Genomic DNA, 15,446 nt, shown 5'->3' on the forward strand with positions numbered 1-15,446 from the left:
TGCGCTAAATTCATTTTCAGCCTCGTTTTATCAGGAGTCATTTTGCCCGAATCATGCCCATGCGGCAGCGGACTGGCGTATAACGCGTGCTGCGCCCCTTTTATCAGCGGCAGTCAGCCGGCGCCGACGCCCGGCCAACTGATGCGTTCACGCTTCACCGCCTACGTGAATCATAACGTCGACTATTTGATCGCCACCTGGCACCCCGACTGTGGCGCCGAAGCGTGGCGCAATGCAATCGTCGACAGCTTTAAGAATACCGAGTGGCTGGGCCTGACGATCGTGGAAGAGAAAGCCGGTCATGAGCCGGATGAAGGCTTCGTCGAATTCATCGCCCGTTTCACCGATGGCGAAAGCGGCGAACCGCAGGCGATGCATGAGCGCTCGCGCTTCCTTCGTCGCGATCAACGTTGGTATTATATCGACGGCACCAAACCCCAGCCCGGCCGAAATGCGATGTGTCCCTGTGGCTCAGGGAAAAAATACAAGAAGTGCTGCGGGCGCTAGCCGGCCGGCGCTTCACGTTTACGCCTGCGCAGACAGGCCGTTCAGTATCAGACAGGATCCTCAAACCCATGCCGCACCAAAATGTACAACGGAAAGTGTTACGCACCATCTGCCCGGACGCCAAAGGGCTGATCGCCAAGATCACCAACATCTGTTACAAGCACGAACTCAATATCGTCCAGAACAATGAGTTCGTCGATCACCGCACCGGGCGTTTCTTCATGCGCACCGAGCTGGAAGGCATTTTCAACGACAACACGCTGCTGGCCGATCTGGACAGCGCCCTGCCGGAAGGTTCGCTGCGTGAACTGCACAGCACCGGGCGCCGGCGCATCGTGGTGCTGGTCACCAAAGAGGCGCACTGCCTGGGCGATCTGTTGATGAAAAGCGCCTATGGCGGCCTCGACGTTGAGATCGCCGCCGTAATCGGCAACCACGACACGCTGCAATCGCTGGTGGAGCGTTTCGATATTCCTTTCCATCTGGTGAGCCACGAAGGCTTGACTCGCGAACAGCACGACCGCGAAATGACGGCCAAGATCGATCAATATCAGCCGGATTACGTGGTGCTGGCCAAATATATGCGCGTGCTGACCCCGGCCTTCGTGCAACATTATCCGAATCAGGTAATCAACATTCACCATTCGTTCCTGCCGGCGTTTATCGGCGCACGGCCTTATCACCAGGCCTACGAGCGCGGGGTAAAAATCATCGGCGCCACTGCCCATTACGTTAACGACAATCTCGACGAAGGCCCGATCATCATGCAGGACGTGATCCACGTCGATCACACCTATTCCGCCGAGGATATGATGCGCGCCGGCCGCGACGTGGAGAAAAACGTGCTCAGCCGCGCCCTGTATCAGGTGCTGGCGCAGCGCGTCTTCGTCTACGGCAACCGCACCGTTATTCTGTAATCGTTCAATAAATCGGTGCATTTCGTTCAGGGATGCACCGCCAAGAATAAAAAAACGGCAAACGATTCATTTTCTGCATTTCAATACTTTACACATCCGCTTCATTTGATATGATGCGCCCCGCTTACCGAGACAGCGCTCTCGCAAGCAAGGCCAGTTAAATAGCCATGTATATGGTGGGGTTCCCGAGCGGCCAAAGGGAGCAGACTGTAAATCTGCCGTCACTGACTTCGAAGGTTCGAATCCTTCCCCCACCACCATCTTCTCTTTGTTGATGAACTTGAAGCGAAAGCTGAAATATCATTAAACATCGAGGGGGAGGATGAGAAGCTTCGACAAGGTTCGAGCCGAGCGCAGCGAGACAACGCGCTTTAGCGCGGTAATCCTTAGAAGTGCACAATAGGAATTTAGCCGATTCCTTAAAAAATCAGCAAATCCATGAATACCATGGTGGGGTTCCCGAGCGGCCAAAGGGAGCAGACTGTAAATCTGCCGTCACTGACTTCGAAGGTTCGAATCCTTCCCCCACCACCATCTCTTGCAGAAAATCCCAAACCCACTTAAAGTACATCGCATCCAACACGTGCATCTAATGTTCTCATATCAATAAATCAAGTTATCTCCCCTTATTAACCGCTTTCATCCAGCCGTTTTGTTCCTCTCTCCCAGCCGTAACTTGAACTCCGGCCGACAATTCGCTATACCACTGGCTTCTTTAGTGCAGTAAGGAACAGGTGGATGCGAAACAATATTTGCGTTTTTTGTGGCGCCAGCGAAGGCGTCAATCCCGCTTATGCCGAGCAGGCTCGTCAACTGGGGCAACTGCTGGCCGCACAGGGGCGCCGTTTAATCTACGGCGGCGGCAAAAAAGGATTGATGGGGATCGTGGCGGACGCGGTGTTGGCCGCAGGCGGTGAAGCGGTCGGCATTATCCCCGAGCGCCTGGTTGAAGCGGAAACGGCGCATCGTGGCCTGACTGAATTGGAAGTGGTGCCAGACATGCATACGCGCAAAGCCCGTATGGCGGCGCTGGCGGACAGTTTTATCGCCCTGCCCGGCGGCATCGGCACGCTGGAAGAGCTGTTTGAAATCTGGACCTGGGGGCAAATCGGCTATCACAACAAGCCGGTCGGCCTGCTGAACGTCAACGGATTCTACCGCCCGCTGAGCCAGTTCCTCGAGCACGTCGCCGATCAGGGCTTTATGCGTCACGACTATCTCGGCACCCTGCACATCAGCGAATCGGCACAGACGCTGCTGCAACAGTTTGACGACTATCAACCTAAAAATTACGACCGCTGGGCGAAATAAACCCGCTGCGCAGTCAGCGGTCCCGCCGCTGTCTGCGTTACATTTCCCGCCAAACTCTGCTACTATCACAGCACATTTTTCTCGTGAAAACGGCACCGCTCATGAAGTTTGTCTCTTTTAATATCAATGGACTGCGCGCGCGTCCGCATCAGCTGGCGGCAATTATCGAACAGCACCAGCCCGACGTGATCGGTCTGCAGGAAACCAAAGTTCACGATGACATGTTCCCATTGGAAGAAGTCAGCCAGCACGGCTATCACGTGTTCTATCACGGGCAAAAAGGCCATTACGGCGTGGCGCTGCTGACCAAAGCGGAGCCCCTGGCCGTGCGCCGCGGTTTCCCAACCGATGAAGAAGACGCGCAGCGTCGCATCATCATGGCCGATCTGGCTACGCCGCAGGGCACGCTGACGGTGATCAACGGCTACTTCCCGCAAGGGGAAAGCCGCGACCACCCGATCAAATTCCCGGCTAAAACACGCTTTTATCAGGATCTGCAAAACTACCTGGAGCAGCAGCTATCGGCGGAATCCCCGGTGCTGATCATGGGCGACATGAATATCAGCCCCAGCGATTACGATATCGGCATCGGCGAAGACAACCGCAAACGCTGGCTGCGCACCGGTAAATGCTCCTTCCTGCCGGAAGAGCGCGAATGGATGGATCGCCTGCTGAACTGGGGCCTGGTCGATACCTACCGCCACGCCAACCCGGGGCGCAACGACGAGTTCTCATGGTTCGACTACCGCTCCAAAGGGTTCGATGACAACCGCGGCCTGCGTATCGATCTGCTGCTGGCCAGCACCCCGCTGGCTTCGCGCTGCATCGCCACCGGCATCGATTACCAAACCCGCAGCATGGAGAAACCTTCCGACCATGCGCCGGTCTGGGCGGAATTTACGCTGTAACCCCATCACCCCGGCGCTCGCCGGGGTTTTACTCTGTGAAGCCAATGAAAATTATCGACGTGGTAGCCGCCATTCTGGAACAAAATGGCCGCATTTTGCTGGCCCAGCGCGGCGCAGGCAGCGATCAGGCCGGTCTGTGGGAGTTTCCCGGCGGCAAGGTTGAAGCCGGCGAAAGCCAGCCAGAGGCGCTGGCGCGCGAGCTGGATGAAGAATTGGGGATTTGCGCCCGTATCGGCAACTATGTGGGCAGCAATCAGTGGCAGCAAGGCGAACGCCTCATCCGGCTGCACGCCTGGCAAGTCGCGGAGTTCTCCGGTGAACTGCAACAGCGCTGCCACTCGGCGCTGGTCTGGGTCACGCCGCAACAGGCGCAGGAATACGCTCTGGCACCCGCTGACGTTCCACTGCTGGCGGAGTATATCGCCGCGCAAGGCGATTCACGCTGAACGCGGCGATAGGTTACATCGTCACTTCTTCAATCGCACCCAAATCAAGGGGTTGGTGCCGATGGTGTTAGGCTCACGCACGCACTGTAGCACTTCCCCTTCCACTTTAAGCACCGCACCTTCGGAATAGTTCTGATTCTGGTAGACGCAACAGCGGTTGCAGGGCTGCGCCGGCGGCGGGTTGACGCCGCCTTTTGCCGTGCCCCAAATCTCCGGCGAAACCGGCAACACCACGTCCACATCGCCGCGATTGGCGGCGGCCAGGCCGGAAAACATCAGGGCAGCGGCAGCCAATACCCCAGTGAGTCCACGCTTCATTCACTCTTCTCCTGCGCCTTGCCGGCGCTTTTCCTGCGTTTTTTGCCCCCGCTGGAGGGCGGCGGCGGCAATCCACGAAACGCCATGCTCGCCCGGCTCTGCTTGGCCTGATAAATCAGCTCTTGCAGCGTGCCGACCAACGGCTGCATAAAGTCCTGATAGCGGCAGGATTTCTCGCTGATTTGCGTCAGCGTAGCTTCCCAGTTGGCCGTCATATCAGGACGCGCAGCAAGATCCGGCAGCGAGTGAATCAGCGCGCGCCCGGTTTCGCTGGAGTGAATATAGCGTCCCTTCTTGTACAGAAACGCCCGCTTGAACAGCAATTCGATGATCCCCGCTCGCGTCGCTTCCGTTCCTAAACCATCGGTCGCCCGCAGGATTTTCTTTAGCGCTTTATCTTGTACGAACCGCGCGATGCCGGTCATGGCCGACAACAGGCTGGCGTCAGTAAACGGCCGCGGCGGCTGCGTCTGACGCTCCACCACTTCACCGCGCTCGCACAACAGCTCATCATCTTTAGCCACCACCGGCAGCGGCGCACCTTCGTTCTCCTCGTCGCGCTCCTTGCTGCCCAGCAGCGTACGCCAGCCGGCTTCCGCCAGGAATCGCGCCTTGGCGATAAATTTGCCGCCGGCGATATCCAGCTCGATCACACATTTGCGGAATACCGCATCCGGACAGAACTGCATCAGATACTGGCGCGCCACCAGCCCATACACGTTCCGTTCATCCTGCGTCAGATTAATCTTGCCGGTGCGGGCGGTGGGAATGATGGCGTGGTGCGCATCGACCTTTTTATCGTCCCAGCAACGGTTGCGGCGATCGCTGTCGATCACCGGCTGCGGATACAGCTCAGGCTGGTGCACGCTGATGGCGTTCAGCACCGCGTGGCGGCCGGCGAAATGCTCTTCCGGCAGGTAGCGACAGTCGGAACGCGGATAGGTAATCAACTTGTGGGTTTCGTACAGCCGCTGGCAAACGTCCAGCACCTGTTGCGCGCTGAGGTTATAACGCCGGGCCGCTTCGATTTGCAGCGTGGAGAGCGAAAACGGCAGCGGCGCAGTATCGGATTCCCGTTTATCGTTATAAGACGTGACCAGCGCCGGCTGGCCTTCGATGCGCTTGACCACATGCTCCGCCAACGGCCGGTGCAGCAAACGCCCCTCTTCGTCCTGATAAGGCTCACAGGACTCACTGGGCTGCCACAGCGCCACGAAGCGTTCTTCTTTCGGCGTGACGATGTGCGCCTTGACCTCAAAGAAGTCTTTTGGCACAAAGTTTTCGATCTCTTCATCACGCCGTACCACCAATCCGAGCACCGGCGTCTGCACCCTGCCTACCGACAGCACGCCGTCGTATCCGGCGTTGCGGCCCAGCAGCGTGTAGGCACGGGTCATATTGATGCCGTACAGCCAGTCGGCGCGCGAACGCGCCAGCGCAGACACGCACAACGGAATGAAATCACGGTTGTCGCGCAGGCGTTCAACCGCGCGCTCCACCGCCTGCGGGTTGAGATCGTTGATCAGACAGCGGCGCACCTTCTGGCGCTTTTCCGCCGTCAAATCCAGGTAGTCCAGCACCTCATCCACCAGCAGTTGCCCTTCGCGATCCGGGTCGCCGGCGTGAACCACTTCATCGGCTTCAAGCAGCAACTTTTTGATGGCGTTGAGCTGTTTGCTGACCGACGGCCGCGGCTGCAACCGCCATTTTTCGGGGATGATCGGCAGATCCGCCAACGACCAGCGCGCATAGCGGCTGTCATAAGCGTCAGGCTGAGCCTGTTCCAACAGGTGGCCGACGCACCAGGTCACCACGTCGTTGTTGCCGCAGGCGATATACCCGTCGCCGCGGCGATGCGGCTTGGGCAAGACGTCGGCAATGGCGCGCGCCAAACTCGGTTTCTCGGCTATGAACAGTCGCATTAATCACCGTTTTTCTGGCTGAACGTCATCAAGAATTCTCTTACTTCTGCATAGTTCCCGCGGAAGACAATCCGCTGGGCTTTCTTTTCCAACTGATAGCAATACATCGGATCGTAGTACTGCTGCAACAGGGGCGCCAACCACTCACGGTGCGCCTCGCCCTGGCCGCTGAGCCGCTGAGCCCGCAGCGCCGCTTCCAGCCGCTGCGTCAGTTGCTGGAAGCGTTCCAGCCCCAGGCGGCGGCGTATGGCGAACAGGCCGTGGTGCAGATAGTCGTCGTACTGTCGCCAGCCCTCTTCCATGCCATAGGCCTGTTCGAACTGTTCGCGCATCCCGTCGATATATTCGGCCTGCAGGCGCGCCAGACGAATATCGAACGGATCGTCGATCACCGCCACCGGCGCCTGCTGCATGCCGTTGAACAACGGCAACGGCAGATTGTTGCTGCCGATGATCCGCCCTTCGTCTTCCAGCACCCAACGGCGGCTGCCACCATGCTGTTTTTTCAGCAATAACACAGCCAGACGATTCTCAAAATCGATCTGTGAGCTTTGCCCCGCCAGCGTTCGGCCAAAAGATGAACCACGATGGCGCGCCGCGCCTTCCAGATCGACGCCGTCGGCCAGTTCGTTGACCAGCAACGTCTTGCCGCTGCCGGTATTGCCGCCCACCAGGGCCATCGGCAATGCCGCGCTTTGCGCCAACACGCCGAGCAGATAATTGCGCAGCGCCTTATAACCGCCAGTGATACGCGGGTACTCGACGCCGGCCTCATGCAGCCATTGCTGCACCAGCTGCGAGCGCAACCCGCCGCGGAAGCAGTAAATATAGCCTTCGGGTCGCTGCGCACAGGCCGCCAGCCAGGCGGCGGTGCGCTGTTCGCGCAGTTTGCCGTTCACCAGGCTGTGGCCGAGCGCGATCGCCGCTTGCTGACCATGCTGCTTATAGCAGGTGCCCACCGCCTGCCGCTCGCTGTCGACCATCAGCGGTAGGTTCACCGCCTGAGCGAAGGCGCCTTGCTGAAACTCGATCGGCGCGCGCACGTCAATCAGCGGCACGTCCTGCAGAAAAATGCGTTGATAATCGGCGCTGTCCGGCCTGCCTTGCATCTTGGACACTACACAACCTCGATCAGCGGTTTACCTGCCTGTGCGGCATGCAGCTCACCGATAGGATTGAGCGTGATGCCGTGCTGCTCGGCAATCGCCAGCACCTGCGCCTGCGCCTGCGGCAATACCGCCAACAGCAAACCGCCGGAGGTTTGCGGATCGCACAGCAGTTGGCGCTGCAAATCGCTCATCTCGCCCACCAGATGGCCATAGCTGTCGAAGTTGCGCCCGGTGCCGCCCGGCACGCAGCCCTCGGCGATATACGCCTCGACGTGCGGCAGCTTCGGCACCCGATCGAACCAGACCGTCGCCTGCAGACCGGAACCCTGGCATACCTCGCTCAAGTGACCCAGCAAGCCAAAGCCGGTGATATCGGTCATCGCCGTGACGCCCGCCACCTCGGCAAAGTCGGCGCCCGGCTTGTTAAGGCGGCACATCACGTCCGTCGCCAGCCCTTGATGCTCAGGGCGCAGCTTGCTTTGCTTCTCGGCTGTCGTCAGCACGCCAATACCCAGCGGCTTGGTCAGATAGAGTTGCGCGCCGGCCGGTGCGGCGCTGTTTTTTTTCACTCGCTCGGTATTGACCACGCCGGTGACCGCCAGGCCGAAGATAGGTTCCGGCGCGTCGATGGAATGGCCGCCGGCCAGCGCGATCCCCGCCTGTTGGCAGGCGAAACGCCCGCCGTCGATCACCTGCTGCGCCACCTCAGGCGGCAGTTTGGCGATTGGCCAGCCGAGAATGGCGATCGCCATGATCGGTTTGCCGCCCATGGCGTAGACGTCGCTGATGGCGTTAGCGGCAGCGATGCGGCCGAAATCGAACGGATCGTCGACGATCGGCATGAAGAAGTCGGTAGTGCTGATGATGCCGACGCCGTTGCCGATGTCATACACCGCCGCGTCGTCGCGGGTTTCATTGCCGACCAACAGACGCGGGTCGACAAATTTTTCCCGCTCGCTGTGCAAGATGGTTTCGAGAACTTTCGGTGAGATTTTGCAGCCGCAGCCAGCGCCATGGCTGTACTGGGTTAAACGGATCGCTGGCGATGTCATAGTCCACTCCCTTCGGTAACGGCACTCAAGATAACATAGGGTAGCGCTTGCCGAGGGGATTGATAAGAGCGCGCCGCGGATAAGCGAGCGGCCTGCTCAGAAACCATGCAATTTTGCGGGGTTTGGCGCATTTTCGCCGCGCCCCGTTGGAAAAAACTTAGAAATAGCTGACGAAAGGCGTGCTGTCTGGCGGCGTCACTTTGGTGGCGGCCTTCAACTGCGGCGTGCCCAGGTAGAGGAAACCGACGATCTCATCCTGCTCGCGGCAGCCGAAGGCTTCGCGCACCAGCGCATGCTCGGTCCAGGCGCCGGTGCGCCAGATGCCGTTAAAACCCTGCGCCAACGCCGCCATCTGCATCGCCTGCACGGCGCAACCGGCGGAAACCACCTGCTCCCAGCGCGGCACCTTGGTTTCTTCAGTGCAATGCGCGATGACGGTGATGATCAGCGGCGCGCGGAACGGCGCCTTGGTGGCTTTTTCAATCGCCGCTTCGTCCAGTTGATCCTGCTTCGCCGCCGCCTGCAGCAGCTGGCTGAAACGCTCCAGGCCCTGATTTTCGATCATCACGAAACGCCATGGCTGCAGCGCGCCGTGATCGGGCGCACGCAGTCCCGCGTTGATGATATTTTGGCGCACTTCCCCCGCCGGCGCCGGTTCCGCCAGGCGCGAAGCCGAGCGGCGATTCAATAAAAGATCCAGAGCATCCATCGTAAACTCCTGATAACAATTTTCATTCCGGCCACGTTAACATAGCTAAACGACGAGTTACAGCCTCGGCGATAGCGTCTGTGTGCCACGATTTAAAGCTGACATTTACCCGGCCGCTCATTAGGATAGCGGAACATTCTCGACTCTTGTTGGAGAGCACATGCGCACATTGTGGCAAATTATTGCCGGCATTTTCCGGTGGACATGGCGTCTGCTGAATTTTATCAGGGAACTGATCCTTAACCTGTTCCTGGTCCTGCTGATCCTGGTTGGGGTTGGCATCTATCTGTCCTTCCAAAGTTCCTCCACCTCGACGGCCCCGGCGCGCGGCGCGCTGCTGGTCGATTTAAGCGGCGTGGTGGTCGATCAGCCTTCGGTAAACAACCGGGTGCGGCAATGGGGCCGTGAACTGTTGGGCGCCTCCAGCAGCCGCCTGCAGGAAAACTCGCTGTTCGACGTAGTCGACAGCATCCGCAAGGCCAAAGACGACAAAAACATTACCGGCATGGTGTTGCAGCTGAATGATTTCGTCGGCGCCGATCAGCCGTCGCTGCGCTATATCGGCAAAGCGCTGCGCGAGTTCCGCGACAGCGGCAAACCGATCTTCGCCATCGGTGACAGCTACAACCAAACGCAATACTACCTGGCCAGCTACGCCAACAAGGTCTTCCTGTCACCGCAGGGCGCGGTCGATCTGCACGGTTTCGCCACCAACAACCTGTACTACAAGTCGTTGCTGGACATGCTCAAGGTCACCACCAATATCTTCCGCGTCGGCACCTATAAATCGGCGGTCGAACCGCTGATCCGCGACGATATGTCCCCGGCGGCGCGCGAAGCGGACAGCCGTTGGATCGGCGGCCTGTGGCAGAACTACCTGGAGACCGTGGCCGCCAACCGCCAACTGACGCCGCAGCAGCTGTTCCCGGGCGCCGCCGGCGTGCTGAGCGGCCTGCAGGCGGCCGGTGGCGACACCGCCCGCTATGCGCTGGACAATAAGCTGGTGGATGAACTGGCGTCGCGCACCGCGATCGAAAATCAGCTGGTCAAGACCTTCGGCTGGGACAAACAGGTGAACGATTTCAACGCCATCAGCATCTATGACTATCAGCCGAAGCCGGACGCCAACCAGGGCGGCAAGATCGCCGTGGTGTTCGCCAACGGCGCCATCATGGACGGCCCGCAGACGCCGGGCAACGTCGGGGGTGACACCACCGCCGCCGAGCTGCGTCAGGCACGCCTGGATCCGGCCGTCAAGGCCGTGGTGTTCCGCGTCAACAGCCCAGGCGGCAGCGTCAGCGCGTCCGAAGTGATCCGCTCCGAGCTGGCCGCCGTGCGCGCCGCCGGCAAACCGGTGGTGATTTCCATGGGCGGCATGGCCGCGTCGGGCGGCTACTGGGTCTCGACGCCGGCCGACTATATCATCGCCAGCCCGAGCACCCTGACCGGTTCTATCGGCATTTTCGGCATCATCAATACCTACGAGAAAACCCTGGATACGCTGGGTGTGCACACCGACGGCGTGGCGACCTCGCCGCTGGCCGATATCGCGGTCACCAAGGCGCTGCCGCAGGAGTTCTCGCAGATGATGCAGCTGAATATCGAAAACGGGTATAAGAACTTCCTCGATCTGGTCGCCAAATCACGCAAGATGACCCCGCAGCAGGTTGACCAAATCGCACAGGGTCACGTCTGGCTCGGCAGCGACGCCAAGGCCAACGGCCTGGTCGATCAGTTGGGCGATTTCGACGACGCGGTGAAGAAAGCCGCCGAGCTGGCAAAGCTGCAGCAGTGGCAGCTCGACTGGTTCGTCGATACCCCAAGCCTGAGCGATATGGTGCTCAGCCAGTTTGGCGTTTCCATTCACGCCATGCTGCCGGCCGCGATTCAGGCCATGCTGCCCGCCCCGCTGGCTTCGGTCGCCAACGCGGTGAAAGAACAACCGGGCTTGTTCAATAACCTGAACGATCCGCAAAACCGTTATGCGATCTGTCTCACCTGCGGAGAAGTCCGCTAACAAATAATTCTGCAGCCCGGCCACCGCCGGGCTTTTTTTCTGCCGCCATGTCCCTATAATTCAGCCCATCTTATCTTTGTTAAAATCATAACCATGCAAAAGAAATCCATTTACGTCGCCTACACCGGCGGCACCATCGGCATGCAGCGCTCAGATCATGGCTACATCCCGGTTTCCGGCCACCTGCAGCGCCAGCTGGCGCTGATGCCCGAATTCCATCGGCCGGAGATGCCGGATTTCACCATTCATGAATACGCGCCATTGATTGACTCTTCAGACATGACGCCGGAAGACTGGCAGCACATCGCCGACGACATCAAGCAGAACTACGATCGCTACGACGGCTTCGTGATCCTGCATGGCACCGACACCATGGCGTTCACCGCCTCTGCGCTTTCCTTCATGCTGGAAAACCTGGCCAAACCGGTGATCGTTACCGGCTCGCAGATTCCGCTGGCGGAGCTGCGCTCCGATGGCCAAACCAACCTGCTCAACGCGCTGTATCTGGCGGCCAACCATCCTGTGAACGAAGTCAGCCTGTTCTTCAACAACAAGCTGTTCCGCGGCAACCGCACCACCAAAGCGCACGCCGACGGCTTCGACGCCTTCGCCTCCCCGAATTTGCCGCCGCTGCTGGAAGCCGGCATCCACATTCGCCGCCAGCAAGGCATCGACAGCCCGGCTTGCAACGGCGCGTTGCAGGTGCATGACATCACGCCGCAGCCGATCGGCGTGGTCACCATCTATCCGGGCATTTCCGGCGCGGTGGTGCGCAATTTCCTGCTGCAGCCGGTCAAGGCGCTGATCCTGCGCTCCTACGGCGTCGGCAACGCGCCGCAAAAGGCCGAACTGATCGACGAGTTGCGTGCGGCCTCTGAACGCGGCATCGTGGTGGTCAACCTGACGCAGTGCATCTCCGGGCGCGTCAATATGGAAGGCTACGCCACCGGCAACGCGCTGGCGCACGCCGGGGTGATCAGCGGTTTCGACATGACGGTGGAAGCCGCCCTGACCAAGCTGCACTATCTGTTGAGCCAGCCGCTGACGCCGGAACAAATCCGCGCCCTGATGCAGCAAGATCTGCGCGGCGAGCTGAGCATCAACGGTTAACCTACTGAACTCTGGAGCGGCGATGAAAACGGCCCTGTTGTTGATCGATCTGCAAAACGACTTCTGCCCCGGCGGCGCGCTGGCGGTCACGGAGGGCGACGCCGTCATCCCGGTCGCCAATCAGGCGATCGCCGCCTGCCTGGCGCGGGGCGAGCCGGTGGTGGCCAGCCAGGACTGGCATCCCGCCAATCACCGCAGCTTTGCGGTGAACTCCGATGCGCAGGTCGGCACCCTCGGTGAGCTGGAAGGCCTGCCGCAGGTGTGGTGGCCGGTGCACTGCGTGCAAGGGAGCCACGGCGCCGATTTTCATCCCCAGTTACAGCGGCAACACATCAATGCCGTCTTTCGCAAAGGGCAAGATACGAACATCGACAGCTACAGCGCGTTCTTCGATAACGGCCACCGTGCGCAAACCGAACTCCACGGCTGGCTGCAATCGCAGGGCGTCCAGCGGCTGGCGATCATGGGCCTGGCGACCGACTACTGCGTGAAGTTCAGCGTGCTGGATGCACTGGCTGCCGGCTACCCGACGCAGGTGATCGTCGACGGCTGCCGCGGCGTGAATCTGCAACCGGACGACAGTGAGCGAGCGCTGCAGGACATGGCGCGCGCCGGCGCGCAGCTAGTTACCCTGTCACAGTTTCTCGCCAACTAAATCCGCTCGGGCGCCACCGGCGCCCTCTCTGCGCGGCGGCGAAATTATCGACGCTGCTCACAATACCGCCTTTCTTCTTCCCCAACGGCTTGTGACCGGCAGGCGCTTTTGCTGTTATGACTGCGACGCTTTTGGCGTCAATCGGTTATACGCATCCGGGGCCCGCTGAGCCCGGCTTTATTGTGCCCGCCCCTGGCGGTACGGTCGGCCTTGCCGACCACAAGGAGACTGACATGAAAATAACCCGAAAACTGCTGCCTTTGCTGGCGGCGGTGCAATTGGCTATGGCCGGCGCAAGCACGGCCCAGGCGGCCTATCTCTCCGTCGGCTACTTCAACGGCGGCGGCGACATCACAGCCGGCCCCGGTGGCGACATCGACAAGCTGGACGTGACGCAAATCACCCACCTCAACTATTCGTTCGGCCTGATTTACAACGACGAGAAAGACGAAACCAATGCGGCGCTGAAAGACCCCGCTCGCCGCCACCAGATCTACCTGTCGCCGAAAGTCACGGCCGATTTGCAACGGCTGCCGGTGCTGCGCAAACAGAACCCCGAGCTGAAAGTGCTGTTGTCGGTCGGCGGCTGGGGTGCACGCGGTTTCTCCGGCGCCGCCGCCACCGCGGAAAACCGCGCGATATTCATTCGCTCCGCGCTGCAGGCGATCGCACAGTACCGGCTGGATGGGATCGATCTGGACTGGGAATACCCGGTAAACGGCGCCTGGGGTTTGGTGGAAAGCCAACCGGCAGACCGCGACAACTTCACCCTGCTGCTGAGAGAGCTTCATCAGGCGCTGGGTAAAGGCAAGCTGTTAACCATCGCCGTCGGGGCCAACGTCAAAAGCCCGCAGGAATGGGTCGATGTGAAAAGTATTGCCCCTTACCTCAACTACATCAATCTGATGACCTACGATATGGCTTACGGCACGCAGTACTTCAATGCCAACCTGTACGATTCAACGCGTTGGCCAACCGTGGCGGCCGCCGACCGCTACAGCGCCGATTCCGTGGTAAAACATTATCTTGCCGCCGGATTAAAACCGGCGCAGATGAACCTGGGTATCGGTTTCTACGGCCGGGTGCCGAAACGAGCGACCGAGCCGGGCATCGACTGGGACAAGCCGGACGCCGCCAAACATCCGGTGACGCAGCCTTATTTCAGTGCGCGAGAAACCGCTCTGTTCAACGCACTGGGGCTGGATCTCAGCAAAGACACTTATTTTAAATACCACGATATCGTCAACAAATTGCTCAACGATCCGCAGCGGCGTTTCCGCGAGCACTGGGATGACGATGCCAAAGTGCCATACCTGACGCTGCAATCCGCCGAAGGCAAACCGCTGTTCGCTATCTCCTACGAGAACCCGCGTTCGGTGGCCATCAAGGCCGAGTACATCAAAAGCCAGGGATTGGGCGGTGCGATGTTCTGGGAATACGGCGCGGACGATAACAACCGGCTGGCGCAGCAGTTGGCGGAATCGCTGAACATAAAGGGCGAGAAACGGTAAATCGACGGGGCGATGGCGACATCGCCCCGCTTTAGGGGAGGAGCTTTACTGCGGTTTGAGTTTGACCAGCGGCTCGGCAACGAACTGCTGTTTCAGCTCTTGCTTGCTCTTCATCACGATCTGCCCGTCGGTGCCAATGCTCATGTGCTGCGGATCGACGTTGTTCATCGACTGCCACAGCATCACCGCCTGCAGGCTGTTTTCTTTCTGCTCCGGCGTCAGCGCCACGCCGTCCGGCCATTTGCCCAGCTCAACCGCCTGTACCAGGCGCTGGTATATCTCGGGCGTCATCGCCGCAATCAGATCTTTCACGTCCATCAGAGCCTTTCTCGCTTACGGATGAATAATTAGCTGAATCGATTTTGTTGGTTAAATTACCACTTAACCGGCCGTTTGGTCGCCATTTTCGCCATCGGTGAAACTCAGCGAGGCGGAGTTGACGCAGTAGCGGTCGCCAGTCGGCTGCGGGCCATCGGGGAAAACGTGCCCCAGGTGAGCGTCGCAGTGGCCGCAGCGGATTTCAACACGATGCATATTATGTGAATTATCATCAAGATAACGGATTGCATCAGCGGAAACCGGCTCATAAAAGCTCGGCCAGCCGCAGCCTGAATCGTATTTGGTTTCGGAATAGAACAGCGGCTGGTTACAGCACAGGCAATGGTACACGCCCTCGCGCTTGTTGTGCAGCAATTTGCCGCTGAACGGCGCTTCGGTGCCACGCTGTTGCGTCACATAACGTTGGATTTCATTCAGTTCCGTGACCGGATGACCGGGGGTTGTCTCTTTAGCCATTTGTGCTTATCTCTGAATGTGGATAATGTCAACGAAAACAATGATTAATAATAACAAAAAATTAACACCGCTGCAGGGGTTTTTGGCCTAAACTGTAGCCCATAAAGGCCACGTCACGATGATATGTGATAACGATCACACATCTTGCGTATGCTGACT

The 15,446-nt window shown here is 59.3% G+C and carries 16 protein-coding genes and 2 tRNA genes; 11 read left to right on the forward strand and 7 right to left on the reverse strand.

The annotated features are described in order from the left end of the window. Positions 1–42: 42 nt before the first annotated feature. From IT763_RS12885 to IT763_RS12915, 7 genes are all read left to right on the forward strand, one after another. Positions 43–507, forward strand: a complete 465-nt coding sequence (locus IT763_RS12885) for a YchJ family protein (RefSeq protein WP_016927486.1) — start codon at positions 43–45, stop codon at positions 505–507. A 68-nt stretch (positions 508–575) separates the two neighbouring features. Then, a complete protein-coding gene (gene purU, locus IT763_RS12890; RefSeq protein ID WP_016927485.1) occupies positions 576–1,424 on the forward strand; it encodes a formyltetrahydrofolate deformylase in 849 nt (282 codons plus the stop codon). A gap of 175 nt (positions 1,425–1,599) precedes the next feature. Continuing rightward, positions 1,600–1,684, forward strand: a tRNA-Tyr gene (locus tag IT763_RS12895). 189 nt (positions 1,685–1,873) lie between these two features. Continuing rightward, positions 1,874–1,958 (forward strand) — tRNA-Tyr (locus IT763_RS12900). Positions 1,959–2,162: 204 nt separating this feature from the next. Then, positions 2,163–2,735: a TIGR00730 family Rossman fold protein gene (locus IT763_RS12905; RefSeq protein WP_004932190.1), complete on the forward strand. Its 573-nt coding sequence runs from the start codon at positions 2,163–2,165 to the stop codon at positions 2,733–2,735. A 101-nt stretch (positions 2,736–2,836) separates the two neighbouring features. Next, positions 2,837–3,643, forward strand: coding sequence for an exodeoxyribonuclease III (gene xthA / locus IT763_RS12910; RefSeq protein ID WP_016927484.1), 807 nt, complete (start codon positions 2,837–2,839; stop codon positions 3,641–3,643). Between the two features lie 44 nt (positions 3,644–3,687). After that, on the forward strand, positions 3,688–4,089 hold the full coding sequence (locus IT763_RS12915) for a pyrimidine (deoxy)nucleoside triphosphate diphosphatase (RefSeq protein ID WP_016927483.1): 402 nt from the start codon (positions 3,688–3,690) through the stop codon (positions 4,087–4,089). 21 nt (positions 4,090–4,110) lie between these two features. Here IT763_RS12915 and IT763_RS12920 read toward each other — a convergent pair whose 3' ends face one another. The 5 genes from IT763_RS12920 to IT763_RS12940 all read right to left on the reverse strand — a co-directional run bounded on the left by IT763_RS12920 (position 4,111) and on the right by IT763_RS12940 (position 9,199). Then, positions 4,111–4,407 carry a YnjH family protein gene (locus tag IT763_RS12920; RefSeq protein ID WP_206194765.1) on the reverse strand — a complete coding sequence of 99 codons (297 nt, stop codon included), beginning with the start codon at positions 4,405–4,407 and terminating at the stop codon, positions 4,111–4,113. Then, positions 4,404–6,329: a DNA topoisomerase III gene (locus tag IT763_RS12925; RefSeq protein ID WP_049298910.1), complete on the reverse strand. Its 1,926-nt coding sequence runs from the start codon at positions 6,327–6,329 to the stop codon at positions 4,404–4,406. Before IT763_RS12925 ends, IT763_RS12920 begins: the two co-directional genes overlap by 4 nt. Then, entirely contained in the window at positions 6,329–7,438 is a 1,110-nt protein-coding gene (gene mnmH / locus IT763_RS12930; protein ID WP_048794888.1) for a tRNA 2-selenouridine(34) synthase MnmH, read from the reverse strand. The genes IT763_RS12925 and mnmH overlap by 1 nt, the downstream gene beginning before the upstream one ends. Before the next feature lie 8 nt (positions 7,439–7,446). Beyond that, positions 7,447–8,490 (reverse strand): selenide, water dikinase SelD, encoded by a 1,044-nt coding sequence (selD, locus tag IT763_RS12935; protein WP_206194766.1) that lies wholly within the window; start codon positions 8,488–8,490, stop codon positions 7,447–7,449. Between the two features lie 157 nt (positions 8,491–8,647). Continuing rightward, positions 8,648–9,199, reverse strand: coding sequence for an NAD(P)H nitroreductase (locus IT763_RS12940; protein WP_004932204.1), 552 nt, complete (start codon positions 9,197–9,199; stop codon positions 8,648–8,650). A 160-nt stretch (positions 9,200–9,359) separates the two neighbouring features. Here IT763_RS12940 and sppA point away from each other — a divergent pair, with 160 nt between their 5' ends. From sppA to IT763_RS12960, 4 genes are all read left to right on the forward strand, one after another. Further along, the gene (gene sppA, locus IT763_RS12945; RefSeq protein WP_206194767.1) at positions 9,360–11,216 is read left to right on the forward strand and encodes a signal peptide peptidase SppA; all 1,857 of its coding nucleotides are present in this window, start codon (positions 9,360–9,362) and stop codon (positions 11,214–11,216) included. A gap of 93 nt (positions 11,217–11,309) precedes the next feature. Further along, positions 11,310–12,326 (forward strand): asparaginase, encoded by a 1,017-nt coding sequence (gene ansA, locus IT763_RS12950; RefSeq protein WP_016927477.1) that lies wholly within the window; start codon positions 11,310–11,312, stop codon positions 12,324–12,326. Between the two features lie 22 nt (positions 12,327–12,348). After that, positions 12,349–12,981, forward strand: a complete 633-nt coding sequence (pncA, locus tag IT763_RS12955) for a bifunctional nicotinamidase/pyrazinamidase (protein WP_060444678.1) — start codon at positions 12,349–12,351, stop codon at positions 12,979–12,981. A 233-nt stretch (positions 12,982–13,214) separates the two neighbouring features. Continuing rightward, positions 13,215–14,492: a glycoside hydrolase family 18 protein gene (locus IT763_RS12960; protein WP_016927475.1), complete on the forward strand. Its 1,278-nt coding sequence runs from the start codon at positions 13,215–13,217 to the stop codon at positions 14,490–14,492. Positions 14,493–14,537: 45 nt separating this feature from the next. Here the strand turns inward: IT763_RS12960 and IT763_RS12965 are convergent, their stop codons facing one another. Next, on the reverse strand, positions 14,538–14,810 hold the full coding sequence (locus IT763_RS12965) for a YeaC family protein (RefSeq protein WP_004932218.1): 273 nt from the start codon (positions 14,808–14,810) through the stop codon (positions 14,538–14,540). A 63-nt stretch (positions 14,811–14,873) separates the two neighbouring features. Further along, positions 14,874–15,287 carry a peptide-methionine (R)-S-oxide reductase MsrB gene (gene msrB / locus IT763_RS12970; RefSeq protein ID WP_004932219.1) on the reverse strand — a complete coding sequence of 138 codons (414 nt, stop codon included), beginning with the start codon at positions 15,285–15,287 and terminating at the stop codon, positions 14,874–14,876. Positions 15,288–15,446 lie beyond the last annotated feature (159 nt).

Origin of the sequence: Serratia sp. CMO1 (assembly GCF_015689115.1) — a bacterium.
Taxonomy (GTDB): domain Bacteria; phylum Pseudomonadota; class Gammaproteobacteria; order Enterobacterales; family Enterobacteriaceae; genus Serratia; species Serratia marcescens.

What these genes read in the sequence shown, in the direction of transcription:
- purU (WP_016927485.1), top strand. Translation starts at nt 576, where the DNA reads ATGCCGCACCAAAATGTACAACGGAAAGTGTTACGCACCATCTGCCCG.
- IT763_RS12905 (WP_004932190.1), top strand. Translation starts at nt 2,163, where the DNA reads ATGCGAAACAATATTTGCGTTTTTTGTGGCGCCAGCGAAGGCGTCAAT.
- xthA (WP_016927484.1), top strand. Translation starts at nt 2,837, where the DNA reads ATGAAGTTTGTCTCTTTTAATATCAATGGACTGCGCGCGCGTCCGCAT.
- IT763_RS12915 (WP_016927483.1), top strand. Translation starts at nt 3,688, where the DNA reads ATGAAAATTATCGACGTGGTAGCCGCCATTCTGGAACAAAATGGCCGC.
- IT763_RS12920 (WP_206194765.1), bottom strand. Translation starts at nt 4,407, where the DNA reads ATGAAGCGTGGACTCACTGGGGTATTGGCTGCCGCTGCCCTGATGTTT.
- IT763_RS12925 (WP_049298910.1), bottom strand. Translation starts at nt 6,329, where the DNA reads ATGCGACTGTTCATAGCCGAGAAACCGAGTTTGGCGCGCGCCATTGCC.
- mnmH (WP_048794888.1), bottom strand. Translation starts at nt 7,438, where the DNA reads ATGCAAGGCAGGCCGGACAGCGCCGATTATCAACGCATTTTTCTGCAG.
- selD (WP_206194766.1), bottom strand. Translation starts at nt 8,490, where the DNA reads ATGACATCGCCAGCGATCCGTTTAACCCAGTACAGCCATGGCGCTGGC.
- IT763_RS12940 (WP_004932204.1), bottom strand. Translation starts at nt 9,199, where the DNA reads ATGGATGCTCTGGATCTTTTATTGAATCGCCGCTCGGCTTCGCGCCTG.
- sppA (WP_206194767.1), top strand. Translation starts at nt 9,360, where the DNA reads ATGCGCACATTGTGGCAAATTATTGCCGGCATTTTCCGGTGGACATGG.
- ansA (WP_016927477.1), top strand. Translation starts at nt 11,310, where the DNA reads ATGCAAAAGAAATCCATTTACGTCGCCTACACCGGCGGCACCATCGGC.
- pncA (WP_060444678.1), top strand. Translation starts at nt 12,349, where the DNA reads ATGAAAACGGCCCTGTTGTTGATCGATCTGCAAAACGACTTCTGCCCC.
- IT763_RS12960 (WP_016927475.1), top strand. Translation starts at nt 13,215, where the DNA reads ATGAAAATAACCCGAAAACTGCTGCCTTTGCTGGCGGCGGTGCAATTG.
- IT763_RS12965 (WP_004932218.1), bottom strand. Translation starts at nt 14,810, where the DNA reads ATGGACGTGAAAGATCTGATTGCGGCGATGACGCCCGAGATATACCAG.
- msrB (WP_004932219.1), bottom strand. Translation starts at nt 15,287, where the DNA reads ATGGCTAAAGAGACAACCCCCGGTCATCCGGTCACGGAACTGAATGAA.